The following is a 26,924-nucleotide window of genomic DNA, read 5'->3' as shown; positions in this document are numbered from 1 at the left end:
TTAAAAAATCTAGTATTGATATATTGCAACAGCTATAATAGCTTATAGAAAGAATCAATATTATAGATTAGAAATTTTGAATTAAGAGATACACAGGAAATCAAAAAAAAATGAAAGAACAAGGAGCGTAAGCATAATTCTTGAGAAAGAGGTTATACTAATGAAATTTTCCCCTATAAAGGCCTCAGAAGAAATAACAAAAAAATATAAGAGATACCTAAGAACTATTTTTGAAATAGCAGATGAAGAGTATTCTGCACAGTTCAAACAGGAATTGGAAGCAAAAGAGAGTTTTGCAAAGGGACCTTACTTAGATGTGGTTGATTCATTTAAAAAAGGAAGAACCTTAAAACAGTTGATAGAAAGTGGACTTCTTCCAGAATCATTCCAAGAGTGTGGTTTTATTATGGACCGGCCACTTTATTTGCATCAAGAAGAGGCAATAAAAAGATGTGCAGAAGGAAAAAATATTGTTGTTTCTACTGGTACTGGATCAGGTAAAACAGAAAGCTTTTTAATCCCAATTTTGAGAGAGTTAACTTTAGAAGATGAGAACGGCACATTATCTTCGGGTGTACGTGCACTGATTATTTATCCAATGAATGCCTTGGCAAATGACCAAATGGAACGTTTGCGTGAGGTATTATACAATTATCCGCAAATCACTTATGGAAGTTACACAGGTCAGACAAAAAATGACTATTCCAAAGCATTACAGGAATACCGTATGTTAAATGATGGGAAAAGCCCACTTAAAAACGAATTGATTAGCAGAGAACAGATGATAGATAATCCTCCGAACATTCTAATTACAAATTATGCAATGTTGGAGTATTTAATGATAAGACCAAAGGAAAACTCTTTTTTTGAGGGAATATATGCCAATCATTGGAAATTTATTGTATTAGATGAGGCACATATTTATAATGGATCGACAGGAATTGAAGTTTCTATGCTTCTAAGAAGATTAAAAAGTAGTATTCCTGTGAAAAAGTTGCAGTATATTCTTACAAGTGCAACGCTTGGAAATGAAAATCAGAATCCAGAAGTAGCTGAATTTGCATCCAGGCTCTGCGATAGTGTATTCAATGAGAATGACGTTATCCGTGCTACTCGTCAACAACCGGAAAAAATGATGGAGGCAATATTAAAAAGAAATATATCAGATTATGAAAATTTGGCGAAAGCTATTATTGAAGAAGATAAAGATCGTATTTCACAAGAGATTGTCGCATTAGGCGGGAAATGTTTAGGAAATTTGCATAGTGATGTTTATGATTTGTTACTTTGTGATTCAAATTATTGGGATATTCGCGTATTGTTAGAAAAGAAGCCACAAACAATATATTATTTGGCAAATGCTATGGGTTGTGAAAATCATCATATAGAAAATTATGTGACAGTTGCGGCATATGCTATAAAGAACAACGCACAGTTATTTGATGCCAAATATCATATGTTTATAAAAGCCTGCGACAGTGCCTTTGTAACACTTGGTAAATCCAAAAAGTTAATGCTTACCAGAAATCGTCAAGTGTTTGAACATGGACTGGAATATGCTGTGTTTGAAATAGCAGTATGTACTTTCTGTCATTCTGTATATCTGATAGGAAGAGTGGATGCACAGGGATATTTTGTTCAAAAAAGTATGAATGACAGTGTTGATGATAAGGAGATATTATATCTGGGAAATACCATATCGGATGAAGATGATGAAAATAGTTTTGAAAAAATGAAGTTAAAGGTCGAGGAGTATAAACTATGTTCTCGTTGCGGGAAGCTAATGCCTCTCAATGCCTCTTCAAGTGAAAAGTGTGAGCATACAAATCATGATTTTATAAAAGTCTTTCGCGTTCAAAAAAAAGGAAAAGTGTTGACTAAATGTGTAGCTTGTGAAAATGTGAATACGAAGGGAATTTTAAGACAATTTTTTGCTGGACAGGAGGCTGTAACAAGTGTCCTAGGAACAGCATTATTTGAGGAACTTCCATCTTATAAGATCATGAAAGAAAAAATTGTGATGGATCAGAATGAATTTTCGTTTGATGATGAAGAGACAGAAGATACATATATAGTGAAAAAAGAAGAGGAAAGTGCAAAACAGTTTATTGCTTTTTCGGACAGTAGACAAGCAGCAGCATTCTATGCAAGTTACCTTGAAAAAACATATACTACGATTTTGTATAAACGGTTGATTGTAGAGGCTTTGCGAAAAACAGAATTTTCTGGAAATTTGCAACAGTTTGCTGGAGTTTTACAGGCAGAATTTGAGAACAATCATATATTAACCGATGAAGGAATGTCTGCTGAAAAGGAAGCCTGGAAAGCTATCTTGAATGAGATGGTAAACAATTATTCAGAAAATGCATTGCAAAATCTTGGATTTTATGAAATGACAGTTTCCAAGGATTTGTGTCCGGGAATGCAGAAAATGGATTTGTCCCAGACAGATGTTGCAAATCTTATAAATATTTTTATACAAAGTATGATGCAGGATGCAGCGATTGCATATCCCATTTTATTGAATCAGGTAGATAAGGAGTTTTTTACCTACAATGGACATGAGGGAGGCTTTACGCTATCGGATTCATCTAAGAATAAACGGTGCAGCTCTTTTTTGCCATCCAAAAGTGGAAGGAGCAATAAACGGATTGATTTTGTTGAAAAATTATTTGCGATAATTGTTCCAGATAAGACTAGAGATGATGCACGAAATTTCCTTGAGAGCTTTTGGAACTTAATGATAAAAAAAGAAATTATTATAAATGAGGGAGTCGAGTATAAAGTCAATGTAAAAAAAATACACTTGCATTCAAAAGTAAAATTTTACCGTTGTCCAGTGTGCAAAAAGATTACCCCGTATAATATAAAAAATATTTGTCCAACATACAAATGCAATGGAATACTTCAGGAAATTGATTTGAAATCTGCGCTTAATGATAATCATTATTATAGAATGTACCAGGATATGGAAATAAGATCGTTAAGGGTGGTAGAGCATACAGCGCAGTTAAGTAAGGAAAAAGCATATCATTACCAAAATCTATTTAAAGAAAAAAAGATAGATGTCTTGAGTTGTTCAACTACCTTTGAAATGGGGGTTGATGTTGGAAGCTTAGAGACTGTATTTATGCGTAATATGCCTCCATCGCCGGCTAATTATGCACAGCGTGCGGGGCGGGCAGGCCGAAGTATTAAATCAGTAGCATATGCTCTTACATTTTGTAACAAAGGGAATCATGACTTTATGTATTTTAACCAACCTGAATCCATGATTCGTGGCAATGTTAAACCGCCGGTATTTAAAGTGGAAAATGATAAGATTGGAATTAGACATGTATTTGCTTCAGCATTTGCCTTTTTCTGGAAGAAATATCCAGATTACTTTTCGACAGTTGAAACACTTATTGAAAAAAAGGATGGAGTTAGTGGATTAGAAAGGTTGAAAGAGTATCTGGATACCCAACCGGATAATTTAAAAAAATTCCTGATAGAGTTTCTACCGGAAGAACTGATAAATAAGTATGATGTAGAACATTTTGGATGGGTGCTGAAATTATTAGAAGAAAAGGGAGCTCTCACCAGAGCGGTAAATGATTATACATATGAAATTAATATTTTGGAAAAATCTTTACAGGAAGCGTTAATATCTGGTGGAAAAGTGGATTACTTGCGTTATCGCATCAATAATTATAAAAAAGAAAGTGTTCTTTCTTTTTTGTCAAGAAAAAGCATATTACCAAAGTACGGTTTTCCAATTGACACCGTTGAACTTGCAATCTGGGATTCAAAATCAAAAAACAAATTGGATCTAGATCTTCAAAGAGATCTTGCAATGGCAATATCAGAGTATGCTCCAGGATCGCAAATTGTAGCAGATGGAAATTTGATTACAAGCCATTACATAAAGAAAGTTCCCAATATGGATTGGAGACGTTTCGACTATATTTATTGTGATTGTAAAACTTTGAATATTGAGCCACATATTGAGCATAGAGACGAGGAGCATTTGCAGTATTGTCGTGTCTGTGGTGAAAAACTTTCAAAAGATCTCATGGGAACATTTATTGTACCTGAATTTGGATTTGAAGCTGGAAAAGTGGAAAAGGCTGGATTAATAAGACCACAGAGAACCTTCAATAGTGAGGTGGCTTATGTTGGTTATCGTAACGATATTCAATATGATCATTTCAAAAAAGGGAATAGAGAATATGAGATAGCATATAGCCAAAATGACGAAATGGCAGTATTAAACCAATCTAATTTTTATGTCTGTAATACATGCGGATATGCACATTTGTCAAGCAAAGGCTTTCGGACGATATATCCAAAGGAGCATCGCAAATTAAATGGAATGAAATGTGAAAATAAGAATCTTCACAAATATGCGCTGGGTTATCGTTTTGAGACTGATGTGATACAGATTCGTTTTTGCTGGCCACAGATTACATTGTATGAACAGGCTGTATCTATTTTGTATGGGATTATGAAAGGTACATGTTCTTACCTAAGCATAGAAGAGAACGATATTGCAGGGTGTTTGCGCTATTTTTATAATAAGGCAACGAGAAGTGGAAATTTTATGATTATATTATATGATAAGACCCCAGGAGGAGCTGGACATGTAAAAAGATTGAATAATCCTCACATTTTTGAGAAGGTTCTCAGTGAGACAAGACGCATTGTGAGAGGATGTACTTGTGGTGGAGCAATGATGGATACTGCATGCTATCAGTGTTTGAAAAGTTACTCCAATCAGAGAGTTCATGATATTTTGCAGAGGCGATACGTCTTAGAATTTCTTGATGATTTCTTTGATGACAATTTAAGCTCTATCAAAACATTTGAAACGTTGACGGCATCTAATCCGCAAGGGATGATAACAGTCGGTGTTTTACAAGATGAGGATAAAGGATTTGACTTCAAGTTTGAACAATTATTAGAAAGCTTTTCTTCACAATTAACAGAGAAACGGCGGTTTATTGGGATTATGAAAGATTTGTTAAATGATTATCCTAAACAATTAAATTTGATGATTGCTTTATATAAAATGAATATTCACGAAGAAATCGAACATATTGCTGAAATAAATGATATATTTACTTATCGTTTTGAAAAGCGGATGGTCGATGAACTGGGGATTAGCAAAGAAAATGCTATATGGGCAGTTTCAACGTGGTGCGTAACCTATGGAAAGATATTAAACAAACTTTGATTGGTGACTTTAGTCTGTTGAGTGCTGGAGTGTTCTTCAGAAGGAGAATGCTCCGGCACGAAATAATAAACCACCAGCTCTGCTGGTGGAGCACGATTTTGGCTTTAGCCGTATATAAAAAACCTCCAATGTTCTATAATTTGTGTGGGTCTCAAACCGCACAAAAGAACAAAGGAGGAATATCCAAATGGATAAGAAAACATTATCACATACAAAGTGGGAATGCAAATATCATATTGTATTTGCACCAAAATATAGAAGACAGATTGTATATGGGAATATCAGGGAAGATGTAGGAAGAATTCTAGGAATACTCTGTAAAAGAAAAGGTGTCGAAATCATAGAGGCAGAATGTTGTATAGATCATATTCATATGTTTGTGAGAATTCCACCCAATTTAAGTATTTCATCTTTTATGGGATATTTAAAAGGAAAAAGTTCTCTAATGATATTCGATCGACATGCGAATTTAAAATATAAATATGGAAATCGAAAATTCTGGTGCAGGGGGTATTATGTAGATACAGTAGGAAAGAATGCGAAAAAAATACAAGAATATATAAAGAATCAACTGCAGGATGATCAAGCATATGATCAGTTAAGTCTAAAAGAATATATTGACCCGTTTACGGGTGAGCCAGTAATAAAAGGCAAATAGGAAATCCTTTAAGGATTAGCCATGTAAATATGGTGCGGTTGAGGCTTTTTATTCGAGAGGTCTTTGAGACCTAAGCAGGTAAAAGTCCCTTACAGGGACAGAGCAAACCTCCACTTGTCAGTGGAGGTTATGATTGCAATCTGTTGTGCAGCTTTAGGAAAACCAACTCTTAGCAGTCTGGCAGTACTTGGTGAGATCAGCATCAGAGGAACGCTGATAAAGGTGGAAGAACTGGCAAATGTACTACAGGTATGTCTGGATAGTGGGGCAAAGAAAGTATTGCTTCCGATTACTTCTGCAGGAGATATTGGAACGGTGCCTTCCGATCTTGTAGGTGCATTTAGCTTAATCTTTTACTCTACTCCACAGGAGGCAGTGTTTAAAGAACTTGGAGTGGAATAAGTAATGAGAGGTGGTGAGCCTGTTGTTTGAACAGGATTTTGAAATAATGCTGCGAAAGTATGAATCATCACTGGATGATAAAAAAAGATTTACAGCTCTTGTAAAAGACCTGTTCCCAGATCAGGCGAAAAATGTAAATCTGCTTTTGATGGCATATAACATGGGGATTGCCCAGGATATTCAGAGTATAGCAAGAATCAATAATACGTTTGCATATCGGTATGTGAAGCGGCTGATGGATGATTATGGACTTAGCCGGGTAAATGTAGACTGGATTGTATCTGTATGGTGCTCCTGTTATGGAGATAAGGTTTTAGGAAAGATATGCGACATTTCGGTGCAAAGGCAGGGAACAGGACCAGCGATAAAAGAGGAACAGCCGACCTCTGGCAAACAGTATGGAGATCTTTTTACATATTGCAGAAGTAGTCATAGCGCTGGTCTGGCAGTAACTGGCTTCCGGGGAGACAATAAACGGACGGTTATTTTTCAGAATAAGTCGGGTAATACACCGGTAATCGAAATTGCAGATAATAGTTTCACCAAGGAAGTGGTGGAAGAAGTAATTTTGACAGAAGGGATTGCCTATATTGGAAGAAGTGCATTTGCAGAATGTAACCGGCTTCATCAGGCAGTGCTTCCGGTTTCCATGAAAGAAATTGGAGATGCGGCCTTTTCAGAGTGTCCAAACTTTAAATCGATTTCCTTACCGATGCAGTTGGAACGTATTGGCGAAGCTGCATTTAAGGGAAGCGGACTAAAAACACTAGCTATCCCTAAGAGCGTGTATTGGATTGGAGATTGTATTTTAGCAGAGTGTTTGGAATTAGAGAATATTTCTATTCCAGAGAATGTGGATCGGATACCGAATCGTATGTTTGAAGGATGTAGCACTTAAAAAAGGTAGTTTTGAGTGATCAGTTAAATGAGATTGGAGACAGGGCATTCTTTGGATGCGGTTCTCTTGATTTGCTGATTATTCCAGACAGTGTAACTAAAATTGGGCAGGATGCATTTACCGGAACGAATAAGCAGTTTATTATTCAATGTTCCTTTGGCTCTTATGCAGAGGAATATGCTAGAAAGAATAAGATCAAATATCAGCTCGTATAAGATGTCGCCTGTGATGCGGCCATACTGAATAAAACAAGCAGTAGGATAAGAGGAAAGAGGTGAGGTGTATGGGATTTTTCGATGCCCTGTTTGGAAATAAAAATCAGATTCCGACAGTTACATCTATTCTTCCGGCAGCGGCAAAGAACGAGATCATGTCCGGAAGACTTCCAATCCTGAATACAGATCAGTTGTTCCTGAAACGTGGTGAAAAGATTCATTTTATTGACAAAGCGGTCAATCTGGAAGAAAAAACGGTGAAGCAGTATCGCCATTATGGGCACAGCAGTCCTGGATTGTTTAAAGGGACAAGATGGAGTTCTGGTCAGGGAAAAACCATTGAACATACAGAGCTGGTGCAGCACCGGGGAATTCTGTACATAACCAACCAGAGGATCGTATTTCAGGCTAAGGAATGGGGATTTGATAAGACGTATCGTTATCTCACAGCAATTACACCATATAGTAATGCCTGTGAGATGCAATTTGGAAATAAAAGTTATTGCTTGGTAGTTGCAGACGGAAATGTATTGTATCAGGCATTACAGTTGATAAAGCAGAGGAGGCAGATACCGTAATGGAAGGACAGTTAAAAAATGGAACCATCCTCACATCAGAATGTGGGAATAAATATGAAATTGTAAGCCTTCTGGGAGCTGGCGGTCAGGGGGAAGTGTATGATGTGACATGCGGTGGTAGTCATTATGCACTGAAATGGTATTTCAAAGGGAGTGCCACAGCCAGACAGAAGAAAATCCTGGAAACCATCGTTGCAAAAGGCTCTCCGGATCCGTGTTTTCTGTGGCCCATGGAGATGATTGTCCCGGCCCATGGAGAACTATTTGGATATGTAATGCCTCTTAGACCAAAGAATTATAAGAGCATTGTGGATCTGATGAAGAAGAGAGTTAATCCATCTTTCTATACACTTTGCAGGACGGCGTTTAATCTGACCAGAGGATACCAGAAATTACATGCTATGGGAGCAAAATATCAGGATATTTCATTTGGTAATCTGTTTTTCAATCCGGATAATGGTGATGTGCTGATTTGTGATAATGACAATGTTTCTTTCGATAACAGCAAGCCGGGCGGAGTACTTGGCACACCTGGTTTTATGGCTCCGGAAATTGTTCGGGGAGAGAAAAGACCATCGAAGGATACAGATCGGTACTCTTTGTCTGTATTGCTGTTTTACCTTTTTATGGTTAATCATCCCCTGGAAGGAAAGCTGGAAGCAAGTATCAAATGCATGGATATGGCTGCCAGAGTGAAGCTGTATGGAACGGATCCTGTTTTCATTTTTGATCCGAATAATAAGTCTAACAGACCAGTAAAAGGAATCCATGACAATGCTAATATTTATTGGCCATTATATCCGGAAAAGCTCCGTCAGATGTTTACAAAAGCCTTTACGGTAGGATTGAATGAGCCAAGCAAACGTATCACAGAGCCTGAATGGATGACTTTGTTTTCCAATATGATGAGTGGGATGCTGCGTTGTTCCTGTGGGGCACAGCTCTTTTATGATGAAGACCTGGAGGCGAAAGGGGCAGCTCATATCTGTTGGAATTGTCAAAATGCTGTTCCGGTACCGAAAAAACTTATTGTTGGGAAGAACCGTGTATTGTTGCATCAGGATACAAAGTTACTGCATCATCATGTGTATGAGGACTTCGATATGGATACGATAGTGGGAAGTGTGGTACAGAATCCAAAGAATCCAGCCCTTTGGGGAATCCGAAATGAAGACAAAGTGAACTGGACATATCAGAAGGTAGATGGAACGCAGATACCGGTGGAACCTGGGCGGACAGCAGGTATTGTAAAAGGAGTAAAAATTATTTTCCCGCAGACAACGGGTGAATTTAGATAAGGATCGATGAAGGAGGATAAGATTATGCAGGAATTACAAAGACCAGGTGGAGAACTGGCAACAAGACCGATCCATTTCTTTTGGGTAGTGGATTGTTCTGGTTCGATGTATGGAGAAAAAATAGGGATTGTGAATAATACCATTCAGGAATGTATTCCAGAGATGAGAAATTCCGCCGATAATAACCCAAATGCACAGCTGTTGATCCGGTCACTTCAGTTTTCGTCTGGAGCAAGCTGGATTACAACCAGTCCTGTGCCGGTGGAAAATTACGGTTGGGAGGATATGGAAGCAAGTGGCCTGACAGAACTTGGAAAGGCGTTTGATCTTCTTGCTGCACAGCTTTCGATACCTCCAATGCCGGCAAGAGCATTACCACCAGTTATTGTACTTCTTTCTGATGGTCAGCCGACAGATGATTATAAGAAAAGCTTGGAAAACTTAAAAGGAATGCCATGGTTTCGCAAAGCAGTGAAGATTGCGATTTCTATCGGGCAGGATGCGGACGATGACGTTCTGATTGAGTTTACCGGAAATAAAGAGCTTGTTCTTCAAGCAAATAATGCAACTGCACTTGCAAAGATGATCAAATGGGCATCTACTACAGCATCTATGGTATCTGCACCGTCCAGTAAACCGATGAATTCAGTACCAGTATCTGCACCAGCAGCATTTGTATCGGCTTCAGTACCTGCAGATGATCCGTTTGCACCTGCGAATAATGGGGCACCATTAGTGCTTGATATGAGTAATATCCCCAATCCGGATGATTTTGATGAGGGAGCCGTTTGGTAAAGGACAAGGAGGAATTGGATGAAGCGCTATTTATGTGACGGAATCGTCAAAGGTGCTACACACCAGAGAAATGGATTGCCCTGCCAGGACAGTAAAAAAATCGTTGAAATATCGGATGATATTGTAATTATTGGAGTTGCGGATGGTCATGGAAGCGATAAATGTCCAAGAAGTGACAGAGGTTCGGTCATTGCGGTAAATACATTCTGTGAAGTGATGAAAAACTATTTGCAAAGTTACGGAACAGATGAAAATGGTTTGTCGAATCTGATTACATTTCTAAATCGGGAAGGTGATATGCGATTTGCGCAGGATATTTGTGAAGAATGGCAGGCAAGAGTAAAGCACTCTTATTACAAAAATAAAGTGGAAGGTCTCGTGGATGAAGATGGTAATATCAAATGGTCGTCAGTTTATTCGCTCTATGGTACAACACTGTTAGGAGTACTGATTACGAATTCTTTTGTTTTTTCGTTTCAGATTGGAGATGGTGATATCAATCTAGTTACGGAAGATGGTGTTTTTGCATTGGTGGAATCAGAAAAGTTTTTGGGCACAGAGACACACTCTTTGTCAAAACCAGATGCATGGCGGAAAGCGGTTACTTCTGTAAGACGAAGAGATGGAGAAGAGGAAACGTCCTGTATGTATATGCTTTCTACAGATGGATTTGCAAACAGCTATACTACAGATACGGAGTTTCAGAAAACCTGCAGCGATTATCTGGAGATGCTCCAGACACATGGAGCACAGATTGTACAGGCCAATTTAAAAAAATGGCTAGTTGAAACCAGTGAACTTGGATGTGGTGATGATATTACTGTTATCATGGCATATTTTAGTAAAGAGTAAATGAGAGAAGGTGTTCTGGTGATTGTAGACCGCTATTATTATCACCAACTGAATAAACAGGATCAGGCAGTATATCGTGCGTTTTATGATGGAGTAATGGCACACCAGGACATCATTCCTATACCAGTAAAAGGAAACTTTCCAAAGGAAACGTTTGAACGAATTTTCGAGGCAGTGACGAAAGATAATCCGCTGATTTATTATTTGAATCAGTCAGCCTGTAGCTTGGCAAGCGATGTGTTCGGACATAATGCAATTTGTCCACAATATTTTTTTTCAAAAGAAAAGGTAAAGGATTATAACCGAAAGATAGAAAAAGAAGTTAACCGGCTTGCTGCTGAATTGAAACTGACTGAAGGATCAGACTACGAAAAAGAAATGAAAGTCCATGATTGGATGTGCAGAAATATTTCATATGATATGGATGGTGCGGATCAGAGCAAACCTGTGAGAATGATAGCATCTCATAATATTGTAGGAGTATTCGCCCATCATCTGGCACAATGTGAAGGAATAGCAAAGGCGGTTAAGGTATTGCTAAATGCAGTTGATGTCAAATGCATTGTTGTGTTTGGCGATGCACTCAAAAATGGAAAGAGAGTTCCACACGCATGGAATTTGGTAAATATTGAGGGTCATCCGTATCATTTGGATGTAACGTGGGATATCGGTGCTATTGGATCATCTTTTCAGAGGATTCCGTATGATTATTTTAATGTGACCGATCAATTGATTGAGAAAGAACATAAAGCGGATACTCGCTTACCGGAGTGTTCTTTTATGCAACATAATTTTTTTACAGCAAATAAAATGACATTTCGGATGAAAAAACGACTGTTGTCATATATTGATAAAGCACTGCAAGGAGGATGTACAGAGTTTTACTTTCGGTTAGATGGAAGAAGAAAAGCTTCTAATGTAGAGGAAGAAATCTATAATTTGATATCTGTATTTTTTTCTGAACAAGAAATTACAGGAAAAAGAGTAAAACGGATTGTAAATGACAAAATAGGAACTTGCTGGATAAAGATTTATTGAGGAAAAGTATATCTTTAAAATAGTATTCTATGCTATCGGCTTCTTTTTGATTACCGTGCTGTTCCAGTATCTGTTACATAGAGTAGTAAAAAATAAGAGTTCATGATTGGTTCTCTCGCATAACATCATAGGTGTTTTTGCTAAGCAAAAGGCACAATGTGAGGAGAAATTGAAAAAGTTGTAGAGCAAGAACAGACAAAATTTTATTTTCGGATGGATGGTGTGTTTATGAAAATGAGAAGGTCAGAACTTACAGGAATTGTTGCAAAGATTGCAGCAGGAAGGATGAGTAGAACAGTCAAAGTTCAGCAGGTTCCTAATGAATATGTGGGAACTTACTGGATTAGAATATACTAAGTATTGGAGAGTGAATTTTATGTGGCATACAACAGAACTTGTGAAGATATTTGAAAAAATGACAGATGCATATGGATATGATATATATCAGAATAGAAAGTTATGTGTCGCATTATGTAATGATTTATTTGTCGATTATTCAGTTGAAAAGAATATTATGCAGATGCTTTTTCAAGCAGGTCTTGGAGAGGCTATGAAAGGAGTCCCATTTAAGAATGAAAGAGAGCTTAAAATGGGACTTTCTAATATCGATAAGTTTTTGGTGGCACAGGGAATAGAAATTAGTGTCAGAGAAAATATATTAGAAGTTATGCGATTGGCATTTATGGATAAGGAAGTCAATTCTAATGTCAAGAGTGCATATCAGCCTGTAATTTCTAAAAACTTTAATGATTCACATTTTAAGATGACATTGCCAGTGATTAAAGAATTTACAGACAGAGTGGATGCATCATTTAAATTCATATATGTCAACAAGGGTGAAGAGGTAGACACAGTATTAGAAAAGTGTATTATAACTGATAAATTCGGGAAAATCCATTCTTCAAGGATGGATTATGAATTATTAACACATAATAAGTCAAAGAATGTAACAATCAGTATTCCTGTAGAAGATAAAAAGATATATTTTGCTGGAGCAAATATTGAATTTATATTTTTATGCAGTAATCATAAAATGATTACAACTTCGTACAAGATTAATAATTCTAAAATAAGTATGTTGAATCAGGTAGCAATTTGTCAGATGACGGAAGCAGAATATAATAGAACGATTGATATTGTCGGTTTACTTCTTAAGACAATGGATAGTGTGGTTAAGCCAGTGATAAAGACAATAGCAGAGAGCAGTACTTACTCAGCAACGAATGAGCAACCAGCTTATACATCTTCGGATATTAAGGAATATTCCGATGCATTGAGAAGAGAAATTCACTATCTCAAGCTTGGTAAAGGTAAGAGATATAAGATTGTAAATGGTGTTAAACTGAATAGAAGTGATAAAGGAATCTATACTTATTCATTTGAGATGGAGACTGAATTGCATCTGCCAGATGATGCACCTATCGTTGTGGAAACTTCTGGTGGTCTTAGGGCTGTCGGAACCGTACTCTTATGTGAAGATTTTCAGATGACTTTATTATTGGATAGCGATCTGAATGATAAAGTAAGTTCTGCTCATTTGATGGTAGAACCATGGAAATTGCTTGAAGCCTTAAATAAGAGAATGACTTCTCTTAATCCAAATGTCAATAAACTCGCAATTAAAATTATGGAACAAGGACCTGCTTTATCAACTGATACAGATATTGCAGGTGTACCAAAAGGACAGGATGCAGTAGAAAGAAAATTGGAGACAGATGATATCGTGACAGTATGGGGACCTCCAGGAACTGGTAAAACATATACTATGGCGAAGATTGCAAAGAAGTATATTGCAAAGAATAAGTCAGTACTTATTGTGTCTCATAGTAATGTATCAGTGGATGGTGTAATCAAAAAAGTCGTGGGAATGCTTAATACAGACATGCAGTCATATCTTGAAGATGGAAAAATTTTGCGTTTTGGTTATGTAAGAGATGATGAACTTTCGCAGAATTCGTATGCTACTTCATTCAATTATACACTCAGTAAGAGCGATAGTTATGCGAGGCAGCTTGAACATTTGAATGCCAAAAGAGATGAACTTCGTGCTCAGAATAGTACAAAGTCAAGAGAGTACAATAACATTGAGCTTAAAATAAAGGATCTTCGTAGTGAGATAAGAAAAGAAGAGAGAAAATATGTGCAGAGAGCACAGGTGATTGGAACGACAATTTCAAGAGCAACGGTTGATCCGATGTTTGAGAAAAGACAGTTTGACCTTGTAATGTTTGATGAGGTCTCAATGGCATATGTACCACAGGTGATCTCGGCAGCGGCACTTGCCAGAGAAAAATTTATGTGTGTAGGTGACTTTAGGCAGCTTGCACCGATTTCGCAGTGTCCGGATGCGCATGTGTTACAGGTAGATATATTCTCATACTTGCAGATTGTGGATGGCAAGGGAAATATGTACTGGCACCCTTGGCTTGTCATGCTTAATGAACAAAGACGTATGGCACCAGCAATTTCAGAGTTCCCTAATAAATTCATTTATAACAAGCTGTTGAAAAATCATCCAAGTGTATTACATAAAGAGGATGCCGTTATTAAGAGTGAACCATTACCAGGAGATGCAATGAATCTTGTTAACCTTGCAGGAACATATTGTGCAGCTGATAAGAATACCGATGGTTCCAGATTTAATATCCTAAGTGCAATTATATCTTTTTCAACTGCGGTGAAGGCAGAACAAAATAACATAGAAGCAGTCGGAATTATTACTCCTTACGCAGCACAAACCAGATTAATAAGGGCAATGATTAAAGATTATTATACAAAGGGAACAACAATAGTAAGCTGCGCAACAGTTCATCAGTTCCAAGGTTCTGAATCAGATGTTATTGTGTTTGATGCAGTTGAGAGTTACCCAAAGAGTGCAGTTGGCTATTTGATGGGAAAAAATCCTAATCAGGTCGTTCGATTGATTAATGTAGCTATCACACGAGGTAAGGGAAAGGTGATAACAGTTGCAAACGAAAGATTTTGGGGGAATGTATTCAAGGGTACGAACCACGTATTCTATAAATTGCTACAGCATATAAAGAATGGAAAACATCATGTGATTGAGAACTATGATAAAACTCTTCAGCCATATATTGAGTCGATAACTCCGGACAGGATGATTAATATATTTATGAATGAACAGGATGCTATTTCTATGTTCGAGCAGGATATGAGGAAGGCAAAATGGCAAGTTGTAATATCTCTTCCTAGTGGAGAATTGAGAGAAACGGAAAATCAGATTTTTGAAATGTTGGATGATGCAGACAGTAGGGGAATTGATATTCTGATGAAGTCCAATGAGTACGCAAATCTTCCGAAACAGTGGAAAGAGTATTGCTGGGGAACAGAGAATGCGACATTCCCATTGATTATAATTGATGATGAGCTTGCATGGTATGGACTTCCTACAGCAAAATGGAAATTCCAAGTGGACAAGACTACTTCAATGATGACTGTTGTACATACTATGGTTAGAATCAAAGGAAAGAATACTATTGAGATGATTAAGGCACTGACAGAATTAGAAACTATTGTAGTAGGTCAGAATACAAAAAAACTAGTAAAGAAAAAGGGAATATTAGTTACAAAACCTATGGTAGCAAGTAGCGGTGGAAGTGTTGATAGTGGCTCAATGGCAAATTATGGACTTGGAAAATTTGTCGAAGAAAAAGAATTTTGCCCTGCATGTAAGAGTCATATGGTGCTTGCAAAAAATGTAAGGGGAACGGCATATCTGAAATGCTCCAATAAAGCTTGTAAAGAGACAAAATATCTTACGGTTGATTTAATGAATTGGTATATTAATTCACATAATGTAAAATGTCCGAAAAAAGATGGTGGCGAGTTAAAAGGTGGTTTAGGCAAGTATGGACCATATATCAGATGTAATTGCGGACACTTTTTGAAGCCAGATGAGATTTAGCGGAAGGCGGTAGGCTATGCTTGAGATTATTTTATATGTAGTAGGATTTTTTATCAGTACTATCCTTTTTGCAATAGCTGTTATTTAAAGTACGTAAAAATCATAATCAGGGAAGTTTCGCAATATGGGTTGGAACTAGAGCGATTATTGTAATTTGCGTAATTGGCTTAATGACTAAGAACATCAATTATTTTGCAGCATTACTGGGATTTGTTGTAGGTGATGAAGTAGGTAAGCAGGTTGGTTGGTAATAGAAATCGCTTATATGGAAAGCAGGTGACAATATGGTGGAAAATAATAAATTACCAGATACACTCTGGCACATGGTATCTGTTCTTTGAGAAAAATTCAAAAACTCTGTAGAAACCATATCCGATATATGTATCTTCTCGATGGTATGAAGGCAACTTCAGTCGAAATGAACTGACAGAATCAATAGAACTGATTTTTATGGATGTGAATGCATATATTTTGGAAAAGGATTATGTTGACTTAGATTATGCCTATATTGATAGGAAAAAATCGAAGCTAATGTAAACCACTATACCTGAGTATGGAACAGATTCTGTACAAAGAACCGAGAAAAAGTCTTTCACAAGATATCTCATTTGATCTATGTCATGAAGCTACTTTTGTTTTTGGCTGTGACCACAGAAAAAGCATTCAGCTGTATAAGAATAAATATGGAAGAACCGAAGAAATCTATGAATGAGAATCGTGCGAACGTTCTTTACATAAAAGAGAATGCAGCCCTAAGACATCAGGCAACAGAACGATTCGTATGAATCAGGAACTTACTTCTATTTATCAGGAAGTAATTATGAATCTTGAATCTGTATATGGGGTATTTTTAAGAATGAATCGCAGTATACAAGCGGAGGGAACATTTGGTGTTTTAAAATGGAATAAGTCTTACAAAAGATTATTTCGCAGAGGAAAGAAAAACGTAATTCTGGAACTTACACTGATTTCTCGTGGTTTTAATCGTTATAAATATCATAATAAAAAGTAACGTAAAGAATCAGTTGCTTAAAATCAAAGTATTATCCATACAGGTTCATTAAGTGCCCTTTTTTTGTTAGGAGAATCAGCATTTACCTTTTACAATTATATTTCTTGATATCCCGAAACTAAGCGCTTTCGATAACTAAAATGTTGACTGTACGTTACGTGCAGTTATAACATGAAGGAGAGAATAATATGAATGCGAAGACATTGAGTAAGATATGTAAAAAACTATGTGTGACAATACTGAATTGATTAAATCAATGTCTGAGTTGATAGGTGAAAGTTAATATTGTAATATATACATAAATGATAAATCGGAAGAATGCATTGTAAATTTCGTTCGGAAAGTTAAGGATGAATTAAGGGAAGGAGACTAAAGAAAATGAAAGTACATGATTGGATATCAAAGAAAATAGTGAAGAAAGTTCTAATGGTGATAGTTTGTCTGGTAATAGCATTACTATCAATATTTGTAGTTGCAAAATACACAACAAATCCGGAGAGTTACAAGAATACAATTCAGTCAATTGATGAGAAAAAGGCAACGGTAATGGGAGTGACCGCCACAGCGGCAGCGGTGTCAACAGGTCTGGCTGCTATACCGGGAGATGCGACAACTCCAATTGCAAATCAGATTATGGATATCAGTTCGTATCTGTTGATTGTGGTGTGTGCATTAGTACTAGAAAAATCGTTGCTGACAGTATTGGGGTTTTTAGCATTTAAAATTTTGGTTCCATTTGCTTGTGTATTGTTCGCTATTTCAATCTTTACAAAGCGCTCATTACTAAAAGTGTTAGGGATAAAATTTGTGGTATTTGCATTTGTGATTGCAACTATTATCCCGTTTAGTTTAAAGATTAGTGATATGATATATGAAACAAATGAGACTATGTTGACGGAGCTGACAGAGAAAACTAAAGAGATAGAAAAGTCAAAGAAGGAAGAGAAAGAAAGTAAAAAATGGTGGGAGATTTTTACCGATAAAATTGAAAAGGGAGCATCAGATGCCAGTGAAAAAGCAAAACAGATTTTGAATAGTTTTATTGATACAATGGCTTTATTTATAATTGCATATTGTGCAATTCCAGTTATTGTATTTCTAGTAGTGATTTGGTTTGTCAAGTTTCTGTTCAATATAACAATTCCAGTTCCTTTGAAGGGAAAAATGCAAGGATTAAACAAAATAGAAAAAGAAAATCTATGTAAAGAAAACTAATATAAGTTTTTTTCTTCTTGATAATGCTTAAGTTGAATTGGAAATAAACAGATAACAATTCCGTATTCAAGCAAGCATTTTTAACAAAGAAATCATGTTGATGTTGAAGTTGTGATAATGTATTAACTGGCGGATTTTGCTTTTAATGAATGAAAAAAATTTAATATCATGAAACGATTGAAACCTTTGTGCCTGGTAGAAATTAGCGGATGCAGGGGTTTTATTTTATGTATTTTCGTTGAATTGTGGACTCGCGAAAAAAACATTTCTTTTTATGGAAGAGTGGGAAATGTAGCTTGCTTTTCTAATATAAAAGTCTTTGACTGCACGTAATGTGCAGTTATAGAGTGGAAATGGAAGATATGGATTATATGAAAATACGGGAAATCTGTGAAACACTTGAGATATCCAGGAGAGCGCTTCAAGGATATGAGAAAGCAGGACTTGTAACTACGACAGGTCGAAATAAGTATGGACATTTATTTTATGATGATACTGCTAAATTGAGAATTACACCAATAAAGTTTTATCAACAGTTAGGATTTACAATTAAAGAAATCACAGTCATCATTGATGCATCAAGCATTGTGATAAATGCCGCTCTCGAACAAAAAGTGGAGAAATTGAGACAAGAGAAGGAAGAAATAAATGATCTAATTGATAGGGTAAATCAAATGATTGATAGATTGACGAACGAAAATAGCAGAAAAAAAGAGCTGGAAAAACTTGATTGACTGACAATGTTTGCTTTATGAGTATCGTTTTTTATATTTACTACACCATTACTACACCATTTTTTGAGATTTTCATGTAATGATATGTAATGATATATAACGATATGTAAAGATATAAATATTTTTCTTTTTAGCAGGTTGTGTTATTTTTAACAATGTGCTAAAATAAAATTGTTATTTTTAATACTGAAAGGAGTTTCAACATGATTTATTCACATGAAGTAGAACAAATGTGTACAGTAGCTCAGGGTGTAAACCATGGAGCTGCACCAATTCCTGAAGAAGCAAAATGGGTGAAAGCAAAAGATGTAACTGACATCTCAGGATTGACACATGGTATTGGTTGGTGTGCACCTCAGCAGGGAGGATGTAAATTAACTCTTAACGTTAAAGAAGGTATCATTCAGGAAGCATTAGTAGAAACAATCGGATGTTCAGGAATGACACATTCAGCTGCTATGGCATCTGAAATCTTACCAGGAAGAACAATCTTAGAAGCATTAAATACAGACTTAGTTTGTGATGCTATCAATACAGCAATGAGAGAATTATTCTTACAGATCGTATACGGAAGAACTCAGAGTGCATTCTCTGAAGAAGGACTTCCAATTGGTGCTGGACTTGAAGACTTAGGTAAAGGATTAAGATCTCAGGTTGGTACAATGTACGGAACACTCAAAAAAGGTCCTCGTTACCTTGAAATGGCTGAAGGATACGTTACAGGTATTGCTCTTGATGCTGACGATGAAATTATTGGATACCAGTTTATTAACTTTGGTAGAATGATGGACTTCATCAAAGCTGGAGACGATGCTCAGACAGCAATGGACAAGGCCAAAGGTCAGTATGGACGCGTTGATGACGCTGTTAAGATTATTGATCCAAGAAAGGAATAGGAGGTAGCGAATAATGGCTTTATTTGAATCATATGAAAGAAGAGAAAAACAGATTCTTGCTGTTTTAAAAGAGTATGGAATCAATTCTATCGAAGAAGCTGCTGAAATTACAAAAGCTGCTGGATTAGATGTTTATGCTCAGGTTGAAGGAATTCAGCCAATCTGTTTCGAAAATGCAAAATGGGCTTACACAGTAGGTGCTGCTATCGCAATCAAAAAAGATTGTAGAAGAGCTGCAGATGCTGCTGCTGCTATCGGTGAAGGTCTTCAGGCTTTCTGTATTCCTGGATCTGTAGCTGACCAGCGTAAAGTAGGTCTTGGACATGGTAACTTAGGAAAGATGCTTCTTGAAGAAGAAACAGAATGTTTTGCATTCTTAGCAGGACATGAATCTTTCGCAGCTGCTGAAGGAGCTATCGGAATCGCTGAAAAAGCTAACAAAGTTCGTCAGAAACCTTTAAGAGTTATCTTAAACGGATTAGGAAAAGATGCTGCTCAGATCATTTCCAGAATTAACGGATTTACATATGTTGAAACTGAAATGGACTACTACACAGGAGAAGTTAAAGAAGTATTCAGAAAATCTTATTCTGAAGGATTAAGAGCTAAGGTTAACTGCTATGGTGCTAATGATGTAACAGAAGGTGTTGCAATCATGCACAAAGAAGGTGTAGACGTATCTATCACAGGTAACTCTACAAACCCAACTCGTTTCCAGCACCCAGTTGCAGGTACATACAAAAAAGAATGTATCGAACAGGGTAAAAAATACTTCTCTGTAGCTTCTGGTGGTGGTACAGGACGTACACTTCATCCAGATAACATGGCTGCAGGACCAGCTTCTTACGGAATGACAGATACTATGGGACGTATGCATAGTGATGCTCAGTTCGCAGGATCTTCTTCAGTACCAGCCCATGTAGAAATGATGGGATTAATCGGTATGGGTAACAACCCAATGGTTGGTGCTACAGTAGCTGTTGCAGTATCCATTGAAGAAGCTGCTAAAGCAGGTAAATTCTAAGAAACCGCTAAAATTCGTGGTTTTTTTGGAACGATAAAAGTAGTAAAAAGTAGCGAAAAGTAGATCGTTACTACAACATTGCTACAACTCGTTGCTACAAGTGAATAAACAAAAAAAGAGTTAAGAATGTATATCATATCTTAGCTCTTTTTTTTGTATAAATTTATGTGATTTTCATGATTTCTGCCATTAAGCATTCTGGCTTCCTTTTAGTGAAGGTGCAAAAAATACACCCTATCCATTTGTAATTTGTGTAGGATGTATGATATAATTCTAGTTGCGAAGTAGGACTATATCAACATCCTTGGTTGATAGGTTCCGTCGCCCAGCTATGCTGGGTGGTTTTTTATTTTGATTTATTAACTTTTGCAGAAAAACAAGTTAATAACAAACCTTACATGCTCGCTTTTTAGGGCATTTAGATTTTGAACAGCTATAAATTGTACGAGAACGACTCAATGTAGGACAATTTTTAGTACAATGATACACGGATCCGTTTGGTACCCAATAAACAGTTCCACCCTTGTTAGATTTCTTAGCTGAAGAAGACTTCTTTTTTGCAGATACTTTAATTGTGCATGTTGCTTTTTTGCCAGATTTCATCGTAACTGTAATTTTTGCAGTCCCCTTCTTTTTGGCCTTAATTTTTCCTGATTTATATACAGTAACAACTTTTTTATTGCTAGATTTCCATTTCTTTGCAGAATCACCTTTGGCATATTTTAATTTTAATTTATAAGTTTTTCCTGCTTTTATCTTTACGGTCTTTTTAGTAAATTTAACAAAAGGTTTTAATTTTTGGATTGTAGCTGTTTGTGTTGTGTAGCAATACCAGCATTCGCGTTCTTTCAATCCTGTTTTGTAGATGGTGGCACTTTTTACAACATACCAATCGTCCCAGTCATGATTTCCTGTGGCGGGAATGTCTCTGGTTTGAGTTTCATAGCAATTATAGCAGTAACGGGATTCTTCTCCTGTATCTCCGCATGTTGCTTCATAATCTGTGGACCAGTTGCTCCAATTATGTTCACAGGTGTCTCGTCTGCCTGAACTGGCATTACAGGTAATAGTAATGCAAATGTTAGTAGAATACATAGTAGTTTCTTTTTCATACTTTTTCCTCCATTGTAATTGTAAAAAATATAATTAATTGGTATAATATAATTTGTTTATAGATGGAGGATTATTCTCTGCTATTTTTGCCGCCTGGTTGCCGCCGGGCGGTTTTCTATTTCATTTAAGTAAATCTTTTAATCCGAATGTAGTCTTGTTATAAACTTTATTATATGCAGACTTTTTTGGATCTTTTATCCAGCCAGTTCCTTTTTTCCCATATCCAGGAATAACAGCCCTTTTAATTGCGCGTTTGGCTTTAGCTGTAGTTCTTGCCTTAATGGATTTTTTTAAACTTGGCTTCCTCATTCCAAATTTCATAATTGCACAACCCCTTTCATGGTCAAAATTATCAATATTGAATTTAGCTTAAATTTTTAATATTATGTCGGTAATATTCTAAAATATCTACATTTTGAATATCATCGTAATCACCGCGTTCGATATGCTCTATTTCATGTTGTGTAGATATACGCTTCTGTTCAAAGCTTAGGCAAGAATTTAAAACGATTGCATAATTTTCTAATCCATCTGGCATAACAAAACTTTTTATCTTTGCTGGCATATCTTTGTAAATTACGATTATATTTTCATATGTCAAATAAAATCACTCCAACGTAATTTACGCTGGCTGTCCAAAAGTACGGACATCTAGTCATCACCCTTCATTCTCTTTACCATTTCAATTACAAATTTTAAATCTTCCGGAGAAGCGTTCTTTGATGCATCAAATAAAATTCGTAAATCTGGATTTTCGTATATTTCTTGAGCAATTTGTTTTGTTTCGTTGTTTAGATAATAAGTTGATGCATTTTCGTCCTTTTCTTCTATTAAATCAGAACGATTAATTTCAAAATACTTAGCTAGAGCATCAACTTTATCCATTCGCGGTAATCTTGTTCCATTGCACCAAGCCGATACAGAAGATTTGTTAAATCCTAAATCATTAATTAAATCCATTTGATCTTTTTCATTGAGTTCCATGTACTTTGTTAAGTTTTTTGAAAAAATATCTTTATAATAATCGTTCCCCATATGTTCACCTCTTTCTTTGAGATAAATAACTTATTTAAAGCATACTACTTTAAGTAGAAAAGGACAATATAAATTGTAAAAATAATCTACAAAATGTATTGATATCTACTTTTTATATAATTACAATATCTACAAAAAGTTGAGAAAAGTGGTAAACATTTGAAAGCAATACAGGTTAGTTTAGCTACAGCAATAGTAAATGCTGAACTAGTACAGGAAAAAGTAGCTGAAAAAAAGGAGGTTACAAGGGCCGCGATTATATCTTGGGAAAAAGGAAAAATTGTTCCATGGATTCCAGAAATGGAGATGTTAAGTAGAATCTATAGGATTCTGCAAGACAATATTTTTTACCATGCTACTCTACAAAGAGTAGAGTTAAGGCAAATCAGAGATAAATAAAAAAATCAAAGGAAGGAGGGATGTAGATGTGAAAGTACTAAAAAGTATTTTAGAAGAGTTGGTGTTGAAAAACTTTTGCTAAAGCTGTTCAGAAAGCCATTTATGACATAGTTCAAGCAAACGAGTAGACATTAGATAATTCTGAACGCCGATTTTATTTCCAAAACCTTCAATAGAGATTCAATTAAGAGGATTGGTTGAATAACCAGGAAGTGAGAAAGATGAAATATATAGATGACAAAATTAGTAATAGTCGGGGTTCTTATTCTGGAAATAATTGTACTTATTAAAGCATGGAAGAGCATAAAAGAAGATCCCTTAAGAGAAATAAAAAGAGATCTTCTGATTCAAGAAGTACTGATATATGGTCCCAGGTTCGAGTCCTGGATGGTCCATTTTTTAGATATTAAAAAGAAAAAGCCCGATAGAGACTGGTTGCGACAGGCACTGACGGACTTAATCATCGGGATAATCTTATTGATTATCCACAAGCTATTACATTAGCCAAGGAGAGCGAAAGCTCTTCTTGTAAAAATAGTATAACACAAAAAACTTATCTGTGTAAATTATGTTATATAAGTTATGCATATTTTTTGTTGCGATTGTCATTCTAATTGTATGAACATAGAAATAAATGTGAGTCGCCTAAATGAGCCGTCTTCTATAGAACAGACATTTTTTTCAATCTGTTCCATGCCTGGTAAAGCATATCTTCTGTAATCGGATAAGGATAATGGTTGACATCAGACATGAAAGGAATCCGTGTAATCGTTTCTCTAAATTCATCCGGTGTGATATCAATCTCAGAAAGTTTTGTCTGGAGACCAAGTTGTTTATTGAGCTTATATATTTTGAGAAATTCTTCCTCTTGTTCATCACAGAGTAGCGCAAATAATACTCCAAATCCAACGACTTCACCATGGAGATGCTTTTCCTCTATGACAGGGTACTTGGTCAAAGCATAGAAAATCGCATGGGCAAGACCACTGTTATAATCAGGTGTAAAGTCACGGGTCAAGAAAATGGAAGCAATTCCGGTTGTGACAACGATTGCCAGAACTACTTGCTCAAGAGCATAACTGCAGATTTGTTTGCGATGATCTTCAAGTGCCTGGGGTCTCGCAATTGCAGCTGTAACTGCAATGTTATATAAATATAAAGACCGTTCGGATGGTTTTTTGTTTATTGTAGGAACCGTTTTAGGAGGTGCATATGAATATTTCTGCAGTGTCTTTACCGAGATGATATTTGGTACTGTGTTCTGGGATTACAGCAAGATTCCTTTTAATCTTGGAGGCAGGATTAATCTACTATACTGCTTTTTTTGGGGAATTGCAGCTGTGGTCTGGATCAAACATCTTTATCCGTTCTTTTCTAAAATAATAGAGAAGCTTCCTTTATCATGGGGAAAAATCTTCACATGGATATTGATTCTATTTATGAGTTGTAATATTGTAGTTTCATGTATGGCTTTAGCAGGATCTGCTCAAAGAAAGGATGGAATTCAGGCAAGTGACAGCTGGCAGATGTGGGTGGATGAACATTATAATGATGAGCGTCTGGAAAGAATTTATCCAAATGCTAAATCTGTAAAATAAAATACTAAAGATGGTATAAATCAAAAGAAGGGATATTCTTTTTACTTCATAAAATTAGAATTGTAATCTGTAAATCCACATGCTATAATCCAGATAACTTATATTTTAAACTACATAATAGAGACCAAACATACAGTTATTTATATAAGTATTGTTATTGTATTTGGTTTTGACCATGAATAGTTGTGATATAAAAACTAATGAAGGACAATAAAAGGAGACAGAATATGAATATAATCAAATTAGTTTTAAGAACATTATGTGCTCTGGTTATCATATTTATAATTGGAATGACAACTGGAATAATAACAAATGAAATGATCATACCGATTATTACCGGAGCAGGAATCGGATTAGGTTTTTATATTATTTATAATAATAAAAAATAATTTAAAACTCAGAGTTGTCTGTCAGATTTTTGGCATAATGAATGATATCAAGATTATGCTCTGTTAGAAAAAGATTAAGTTTTGTAATATTCCATTGTTTCTGGTTAATATGAAGCATAATGGCAGCATCTCTTGGAACTTTTGAATATAATTCACCTAATTGTGCAATTCTTAACGCATGTTGCGTTGTATTTAAATCCATATTCGCACCAAGACAAAGGGCAAGGAGATAATCCCTGGAGGGATGAGGCTTCTTGCCATTTAATATTTCATGGGCATAACTTTGAGATATGCCGCTATTTCTAATAATCTCTGCAGGTGTTATATTATTTTGAGAAATATAGCAGGAAAAAAATTCCTGTAAATCTGGAGCAGCAGATAATTCTTTTAGATAAGATGGAAAGGAAGCTAAAGTTGCAGATTTTAATCTGTGATTCAGTTGTTCTGTTGATGGATTTGACATGATGATTACCTCGCATTTTTCTTTTATCTTTTGTTATGATACAATAGGTGAAGTAATTATACAAGAGTGATAGGGGATTGTTTTATGACAATAGAAGAGGAATACCAATTATCATGTTATGATGAACTAACACCATTGGATGAATCAGGGAAAGTGTATTTGGTAAAACAAAAAGATACAGGAGAAATTTTTGTAAAGAAAACAACAAGCTGGTATTCAAAAGAAGTTTATCAGCAGATAATGGGCAATCATATAAAAGGAATTCCAGAAGTTTATCATATTTATTGTGATCAAGCCAATGCCATTATTATTGAGGAATATATTCATGGACGGAATCTAGAACAATTTTTGAAAAACGAAGGTCCCTTAGATGAAGATACGGCAGCAAAACTGATGTTAGATCTTTGCAAAATCCTAGATCAGATTCATCATTTAGAAGTTTCGGTGATTCATAGAGATATAAAGCCTCTAAATATTATGATAAGTAATGAAGGAACTTTATATTTAATTGATTTTAATGCTGCTAGAAACTATGAACCAGGGCAAAGCAGAGATACAGAATTACTAGGAACAGAAGAGTATGCAGCTCCTGAGCAGTATGGTTTTGGACAGTCTGATGCACGTTCAGATATATATGCGGCTGGAATTACATTTCACAGGATGATGACTGGTAAATTTCCGCATGAAAAAGCACCATCTGGTAAATATAGGAAGATTATAGAAAAATGTATAAAACTTGATGTAAATTCAAGATACCAGGATGTGAGGGAATTGCAGAAAGATATTCAAATATCCATGGGGATTATGAAGAAAAAAAGAAATATTTTGAATTTTCCAGGTTTTAGATCAGGTCATCCAGTAAAAATGATTTCTGCTGTTTTCGGATACTTTTTTCTTGGATGGTTCTGTTTTACCATAGAACTTACAGATGTAGCAGGTAATATATTGACAGGAAAAACATTGTGGTTACAACGAAGTGCCCTTTTCTTGTGTTTTTTTATTTCCATTCTCTTTTGTTCGGATTATATGGATATAAAAACAATAATCCTTGGGAAATGGAAAGATAAAAAACCATGGAGCTGGCTGCTGCAGATACTGATTGTATTCCTGATTGTATTTATTTTTGCAGGTATAATGTCTATAATGGAATAATACATCATAAATATGGAGCA

The 26,924-nt window shown here is 35.9% G+C and carries 25 protein-coding genes and 3 pseudogenes; 22 read left to right on the top strand and 6 right to left on the bottom strand.

The window, feature by feature from the left end; all coding sequences use genetic code 11:
* The first annotated feature begins 160 nt into the window (after window positions 1-160).
* From BHF70_RS02160 to BHF70_RS02085, 18 genes and pseudogenes are all read left to right on the top strand, one after another.
* Window positions 161-5,215, top strand: coding sequence for a DEAD/DEAH box helicase (locus tag BHF70_RS02160; RefSeq protein ID WP_075758697.1), 5,055 nt, complete (start codon window positions 161-163; stop codon window positions 5,213-5,215).
* Between the two features lie 187 nt (window positions 5,216-5,402).
* Complete coding sequence (gene tnpA / locus BHF70_RS02155; protein WP_075758696.1) at window positions 5,403-5,873, top strand: IS200/IS605 family transposase; 471 nt, start codon at window positions 5,403-5,405, stop codon at window positions 5,871-5,873.
* A 132-nt stretch (window positions 5,874-6,005) separates the two neighbouring features.
* Window positions 6,006-6,275 (top strand): annotated as a pseudogene (locus BHF70_RS02150) (S16 family serine protease); the annotation flags it as partial.
* Between the two features lie 22 nt (window positions 6,276-6,297).
* A complete protein-coding gene (locus BHF70_RS02145; protein ID WP_075758695.1) occupies window positions 6,298-7,173 on the top strand; it encodes a leucine-rich repeat domain-containing protein in 876 nt (291 codons plus the stop codon).
* An 11-nt stretch (window positions 7,174-7,184) separates the two neighbouring features.
* Window positions 7,185-7,388: a leucine-rich repeat protein gene (locus BHF70_RS02140; protein WP_075758694.1), complete on the top strand. Its 204-nt coding sequence runs from the start codon at window positions 7,185-7,187 to the stop codon at window positions 7,386-7,388.
* A 68-nt stretch (window positions 7,389-7,456) separates the two neighbouring features.
* Window positions 7,457-7,966, top strand: coding sequence for a hypothetical protein (locus BHF70_RS02135; protein WP_075758693.1), 510 nt, complete (start codon window positions 7,457-7,459; stop codon window positions 7,964-7,966).
* The gene (locus tag BHF70_RS02130; RefSeq protein ID WP_075758692.1) at window positions 7,966-9,264 is read left to right on the top strand and encodes a serine/threonine protein kinase; all 1,299 of its coding nucleotides are present in this window, start codon (window positions 7,966-7,968) and stop codon (window positions 9,262-9,264) included. Before BHF70_RS02135 ends, BHF70_RS02130 begins: the two co-directional genes overlap by 1 nt.
* Window positions 9,265-9,288: 24 nt before the next feature.
* On the top strand, window positions 9,289-10,059 hold the full coding sequence (locus BHF70_RS02125; RefSeq protein WP_075758691.1) for a vWA domain-containing protein: 771 nt from the start codon (window positions 9,289-9,291) through the stop codon (window positions 10,057-10,059).
* Between the two features lie 18 nt (window positions 10,060-10,077).
* Entirely contained in the window at window positions 10,078-10,911 is an 834-nt protein-coding gene (locus BHF70_RS02120) for a PP2C family serine/threonine-protein phosphatase (protein WP_075758690.1), read from the top strand.
* On the top strand, window positions 10,912-11,949 hold the full coding sequence (locus BHF70_RS02115) for a transglutaminase domain-containing protein (protein ID WP_075758689.1): 1,038 nt from the start codon (window positions 10,912-10,914) through the stop codon (window positions 11,947-11,949).
* A gap of 228 nt (window positions 11,950-12,177) precedes the next feature.
* Window positions 12,178-12,306: a hypothetical protein gene (locus BHF70_RS12735; protein WP_278277181.1), complete on the top strand. Its 129-nt coding sequence runs from the start codon at window positions 12,178-12,180 to the stop codon at window positions 12,304-12,306.
* A gap of 19 nt (window positions 12,307-12,325) precedes the next feature.
* Entirely contained in the window at window positions 12,326-15,874 is a 3,549-nt protein-coding gene (locus tag BHF70_RS02110; RefSeq protein WP_075758688.1) for an AAA domain-containing protein, read from the top strand.
* 316 nt (window positions 15,875-16,190) lie between these two features.
* A pseudogene (locus BHF70_RS13090) lies at window positions 16,191-16,886 on the top strand (transposase); the annotation flags it as partial.
* A 378-nt stretch (window positions 16,887-17,264) separates the two neighbouring features.
* Window positions 17,265-18,101, top strand: a complete 837-nt coding sequence (locus tag BHF70_RS02100) for a hypothetical protein (RefSeq protein ID WP_075758687.1) — start codon at window positions 17,265-17,267, stop codon at window positions 18,099-18,101.
* A gap of 245 nt (window positions 18,102-18,346) precedes the next feature.
* Window positions 18,347-18,409 carry a KxYKxGKxW signal peptide domain-containing protein gene (locus BHF70_RS13085; protein WP_442855741.1) on the top strand — a complete coding sequence of 21 codons (63 nt, stop codon included), beginning with the start codon at window positions 18,347-18,349 and terminating at the stop codon, window positions 18,407-18,409.
* Window positions 18,410-18,463: 54 nt separating this feature from the next.
* On the top strand, window positions 18,464-18,835 hold the full coding sequence (locus BHF70_RS02095) for a MerR family transcriptional regulator (RefSeq protein ID WP_075758686.1): 372 nt from the start codon (window positions 18,464-18,466) through the stop codon (window positions 18,833-18,835).
* Between the two features lie 203 nt (window positions 18,836-19,038).
* On the top strand, window positions 19,039-19,731 hold the full coding sequence (locus BHF70_RS02090) for an iron-sulfur cluster assembly scaffold protein (protein ID WP_075758685.1): 693 nt from the start codon (window positions 19,039-19,041) through the stop codon (window positions 19,729-19,731).
* Between the two features lie 13 nt (window positions 19,732-19,744).
* The gene (locus BHF70_RS02085) at window positions 19,745-20,755 is read left to right on the top strand and encodes a GGGtGRT protein (protein ID WP_075758684.1); all 1,011 of its coding nucleotides are present in this window, start codon (window positions 19,745-19,747) and stop codon (window positions 20,753-20,755) included.
* Window positions 20,756-21,136: 381 nt separating this feature from the next.
* On the opposite strand, the gene BHF70_RS02080 is transcribed toward BHF70_RS02085, so the two are convergent.
* From BHF70_RS02080 to BHF70_RS02065, 4 genes are all read right to left on the bottom strand, one after another.
* Entirely contained in the window at window positions 21,137-21,850 is a 714-nt protein-coding gene (locus tag BHF70_RS02080; RefSeq protein WP_083638244.1) for an Ig-like domain-containing protein, read from the bottom strand.
* Between the two features lie 138 nt (window positions 21,851-21,988).
* Window positions 21,989-22,189 (bottom strand): hypothetical protein, encoded by a 201-nt coding sequence (locus BHF70_RS02075; RefSeq protein WP_075758683.1) that lies wholly within the window; start codon window positions 22,187-22,189, stop codon window positions 21,989-21,991.
* Window positions 22,190-22,232: 43 nt separating this feature from the next.
* Window positions 22,233-22,469 carry an ImmA/IrrE family metallo-endopeptidase gene (locus BHF70_RS02070; RefSeq protein ID WP_075758682.1) on the bottom strand — a complete coding sequence of 79 codons (237 nt, stop codon included), beginning with the start codon at window positions 22,467-22,469 and terminating at the stop codon, window positions 22,233-22,235.
* A gap of 50 nt (window positions 22,470-22,519) precedes the next feature.
* Complete coding sequence (locus BHF70_RS02065) at window positions 22,520-22,903, bottom strand: helix-turn-helix domain-containing protein (protein ID WP_075758681.1); 384 nt, start codon at window positions 22,901-22,903, stop codon at window positions 22,520-22,522.
* A gap of 159 nt (window positions 22,904-23,062) precedes the next feature.
* Between BHF70_RS02065 and BHF70_RS02060 the strand changes: the two genes are divergently transcribed.
* Complete coding sequence (locus tag BHF70_RS02060) at window positions 23,063-23,302, top strand: hypothetical protein (RefSeq protein WP_075758680.1); 240 nt, start codon at window positions 23,063-23,065, stop codon at window positions 23,300-23,302.
* A 661-nt stretch (window positions 23,303-23,963) separates the two neighbouring features.
* On the opposite strand, the gene BHF70_RS02050 is transcribed toward BHF70_RS02060, so the two are convergent.
* A complete protein-coding gene (locus BHF70_RS02050; protein WP_192846091.1) occupies window positions 23,964-24,320 on the bottom strand; it encodes a hypothetical protein in 357 nt (118 codons plus the stop codon).
* Window positions 24,321-24,405: 85 nt separating this feature from the next.
* Between BHF70_RS02050 and BHF70_RS02045 the strand changes: the two are divergent.
* Both BHF70_RS02045 and BHF70_RS12430 read left to right on the top strand, forming a co-directional pair.
* A pseudogene (locus BHF70_RS02045) lies at window positions 24,406-24,900 on the top strand (putative ABC transporter permease); the annotation flags it as partial.
* A 227-nt stretch (window positions 24,901-25,127) separates the two neighbouring features.
* Window positions 25,128-25,289, top strand: a complete 162-nt coding sequence (locus BHF70_RS12430) for a hypothetical protein (RefSeq protein ID WP_158024870.1) — start codon at window positions 25,128-25,130, stop codon at window positions 25,287-25,289.
* Window position 25,290: 1 nt separating this feature from the next.
* Here the strand turns inward: BHF70_RS12430 and BHF70_RS02040 are convergent, their stop codons facing one another.
* Window positions 25,291-25,752, bottom strand: coding sequence for a helix-turn-helix domain-containing protein (locus tag BHF70_RS02040; protein WP_075758678.1), 462 nt, complete (start codon window positions 25,750-25,752; stop codon window positions 25,291-25,293).
* An 84-nt stretch (window positions 25,753-25,836) separates the two neighbouring features.
* On the opposite strand from BHF70_RS02040, the gene BHF70_RS02035 reads away from it, so the two are divergent.
* Window positions 25,837-26,904, top strand: coding sequence for a serine/threonine-protein kinase (locus BHF70_RS02035; protein WP_075758677.1), 1,068 nt, complete (start codon window positions 25,837-25,839; stop codon window positions 26,902-26,904).
* The last annotated feature ends 20 nt before the right edge of the window (window positions 26,905-26,924 follow it).

This window comes from Anaerostipes sp. 494a (genome assembly GCF_001940315.1).
In the GTDB taxonomy this organism is placed as follows: domain Bacteria; phylum Bacillota; class Clostridia; order Lachnospirales; family Lachnospiraceae; genus Anaerostipes; species Anaerostipes faecalis.
Note: the sequence above shows the minus strand (reverse complement) of the source record. Positions and strands in the feature narration are given on the sequence as shown.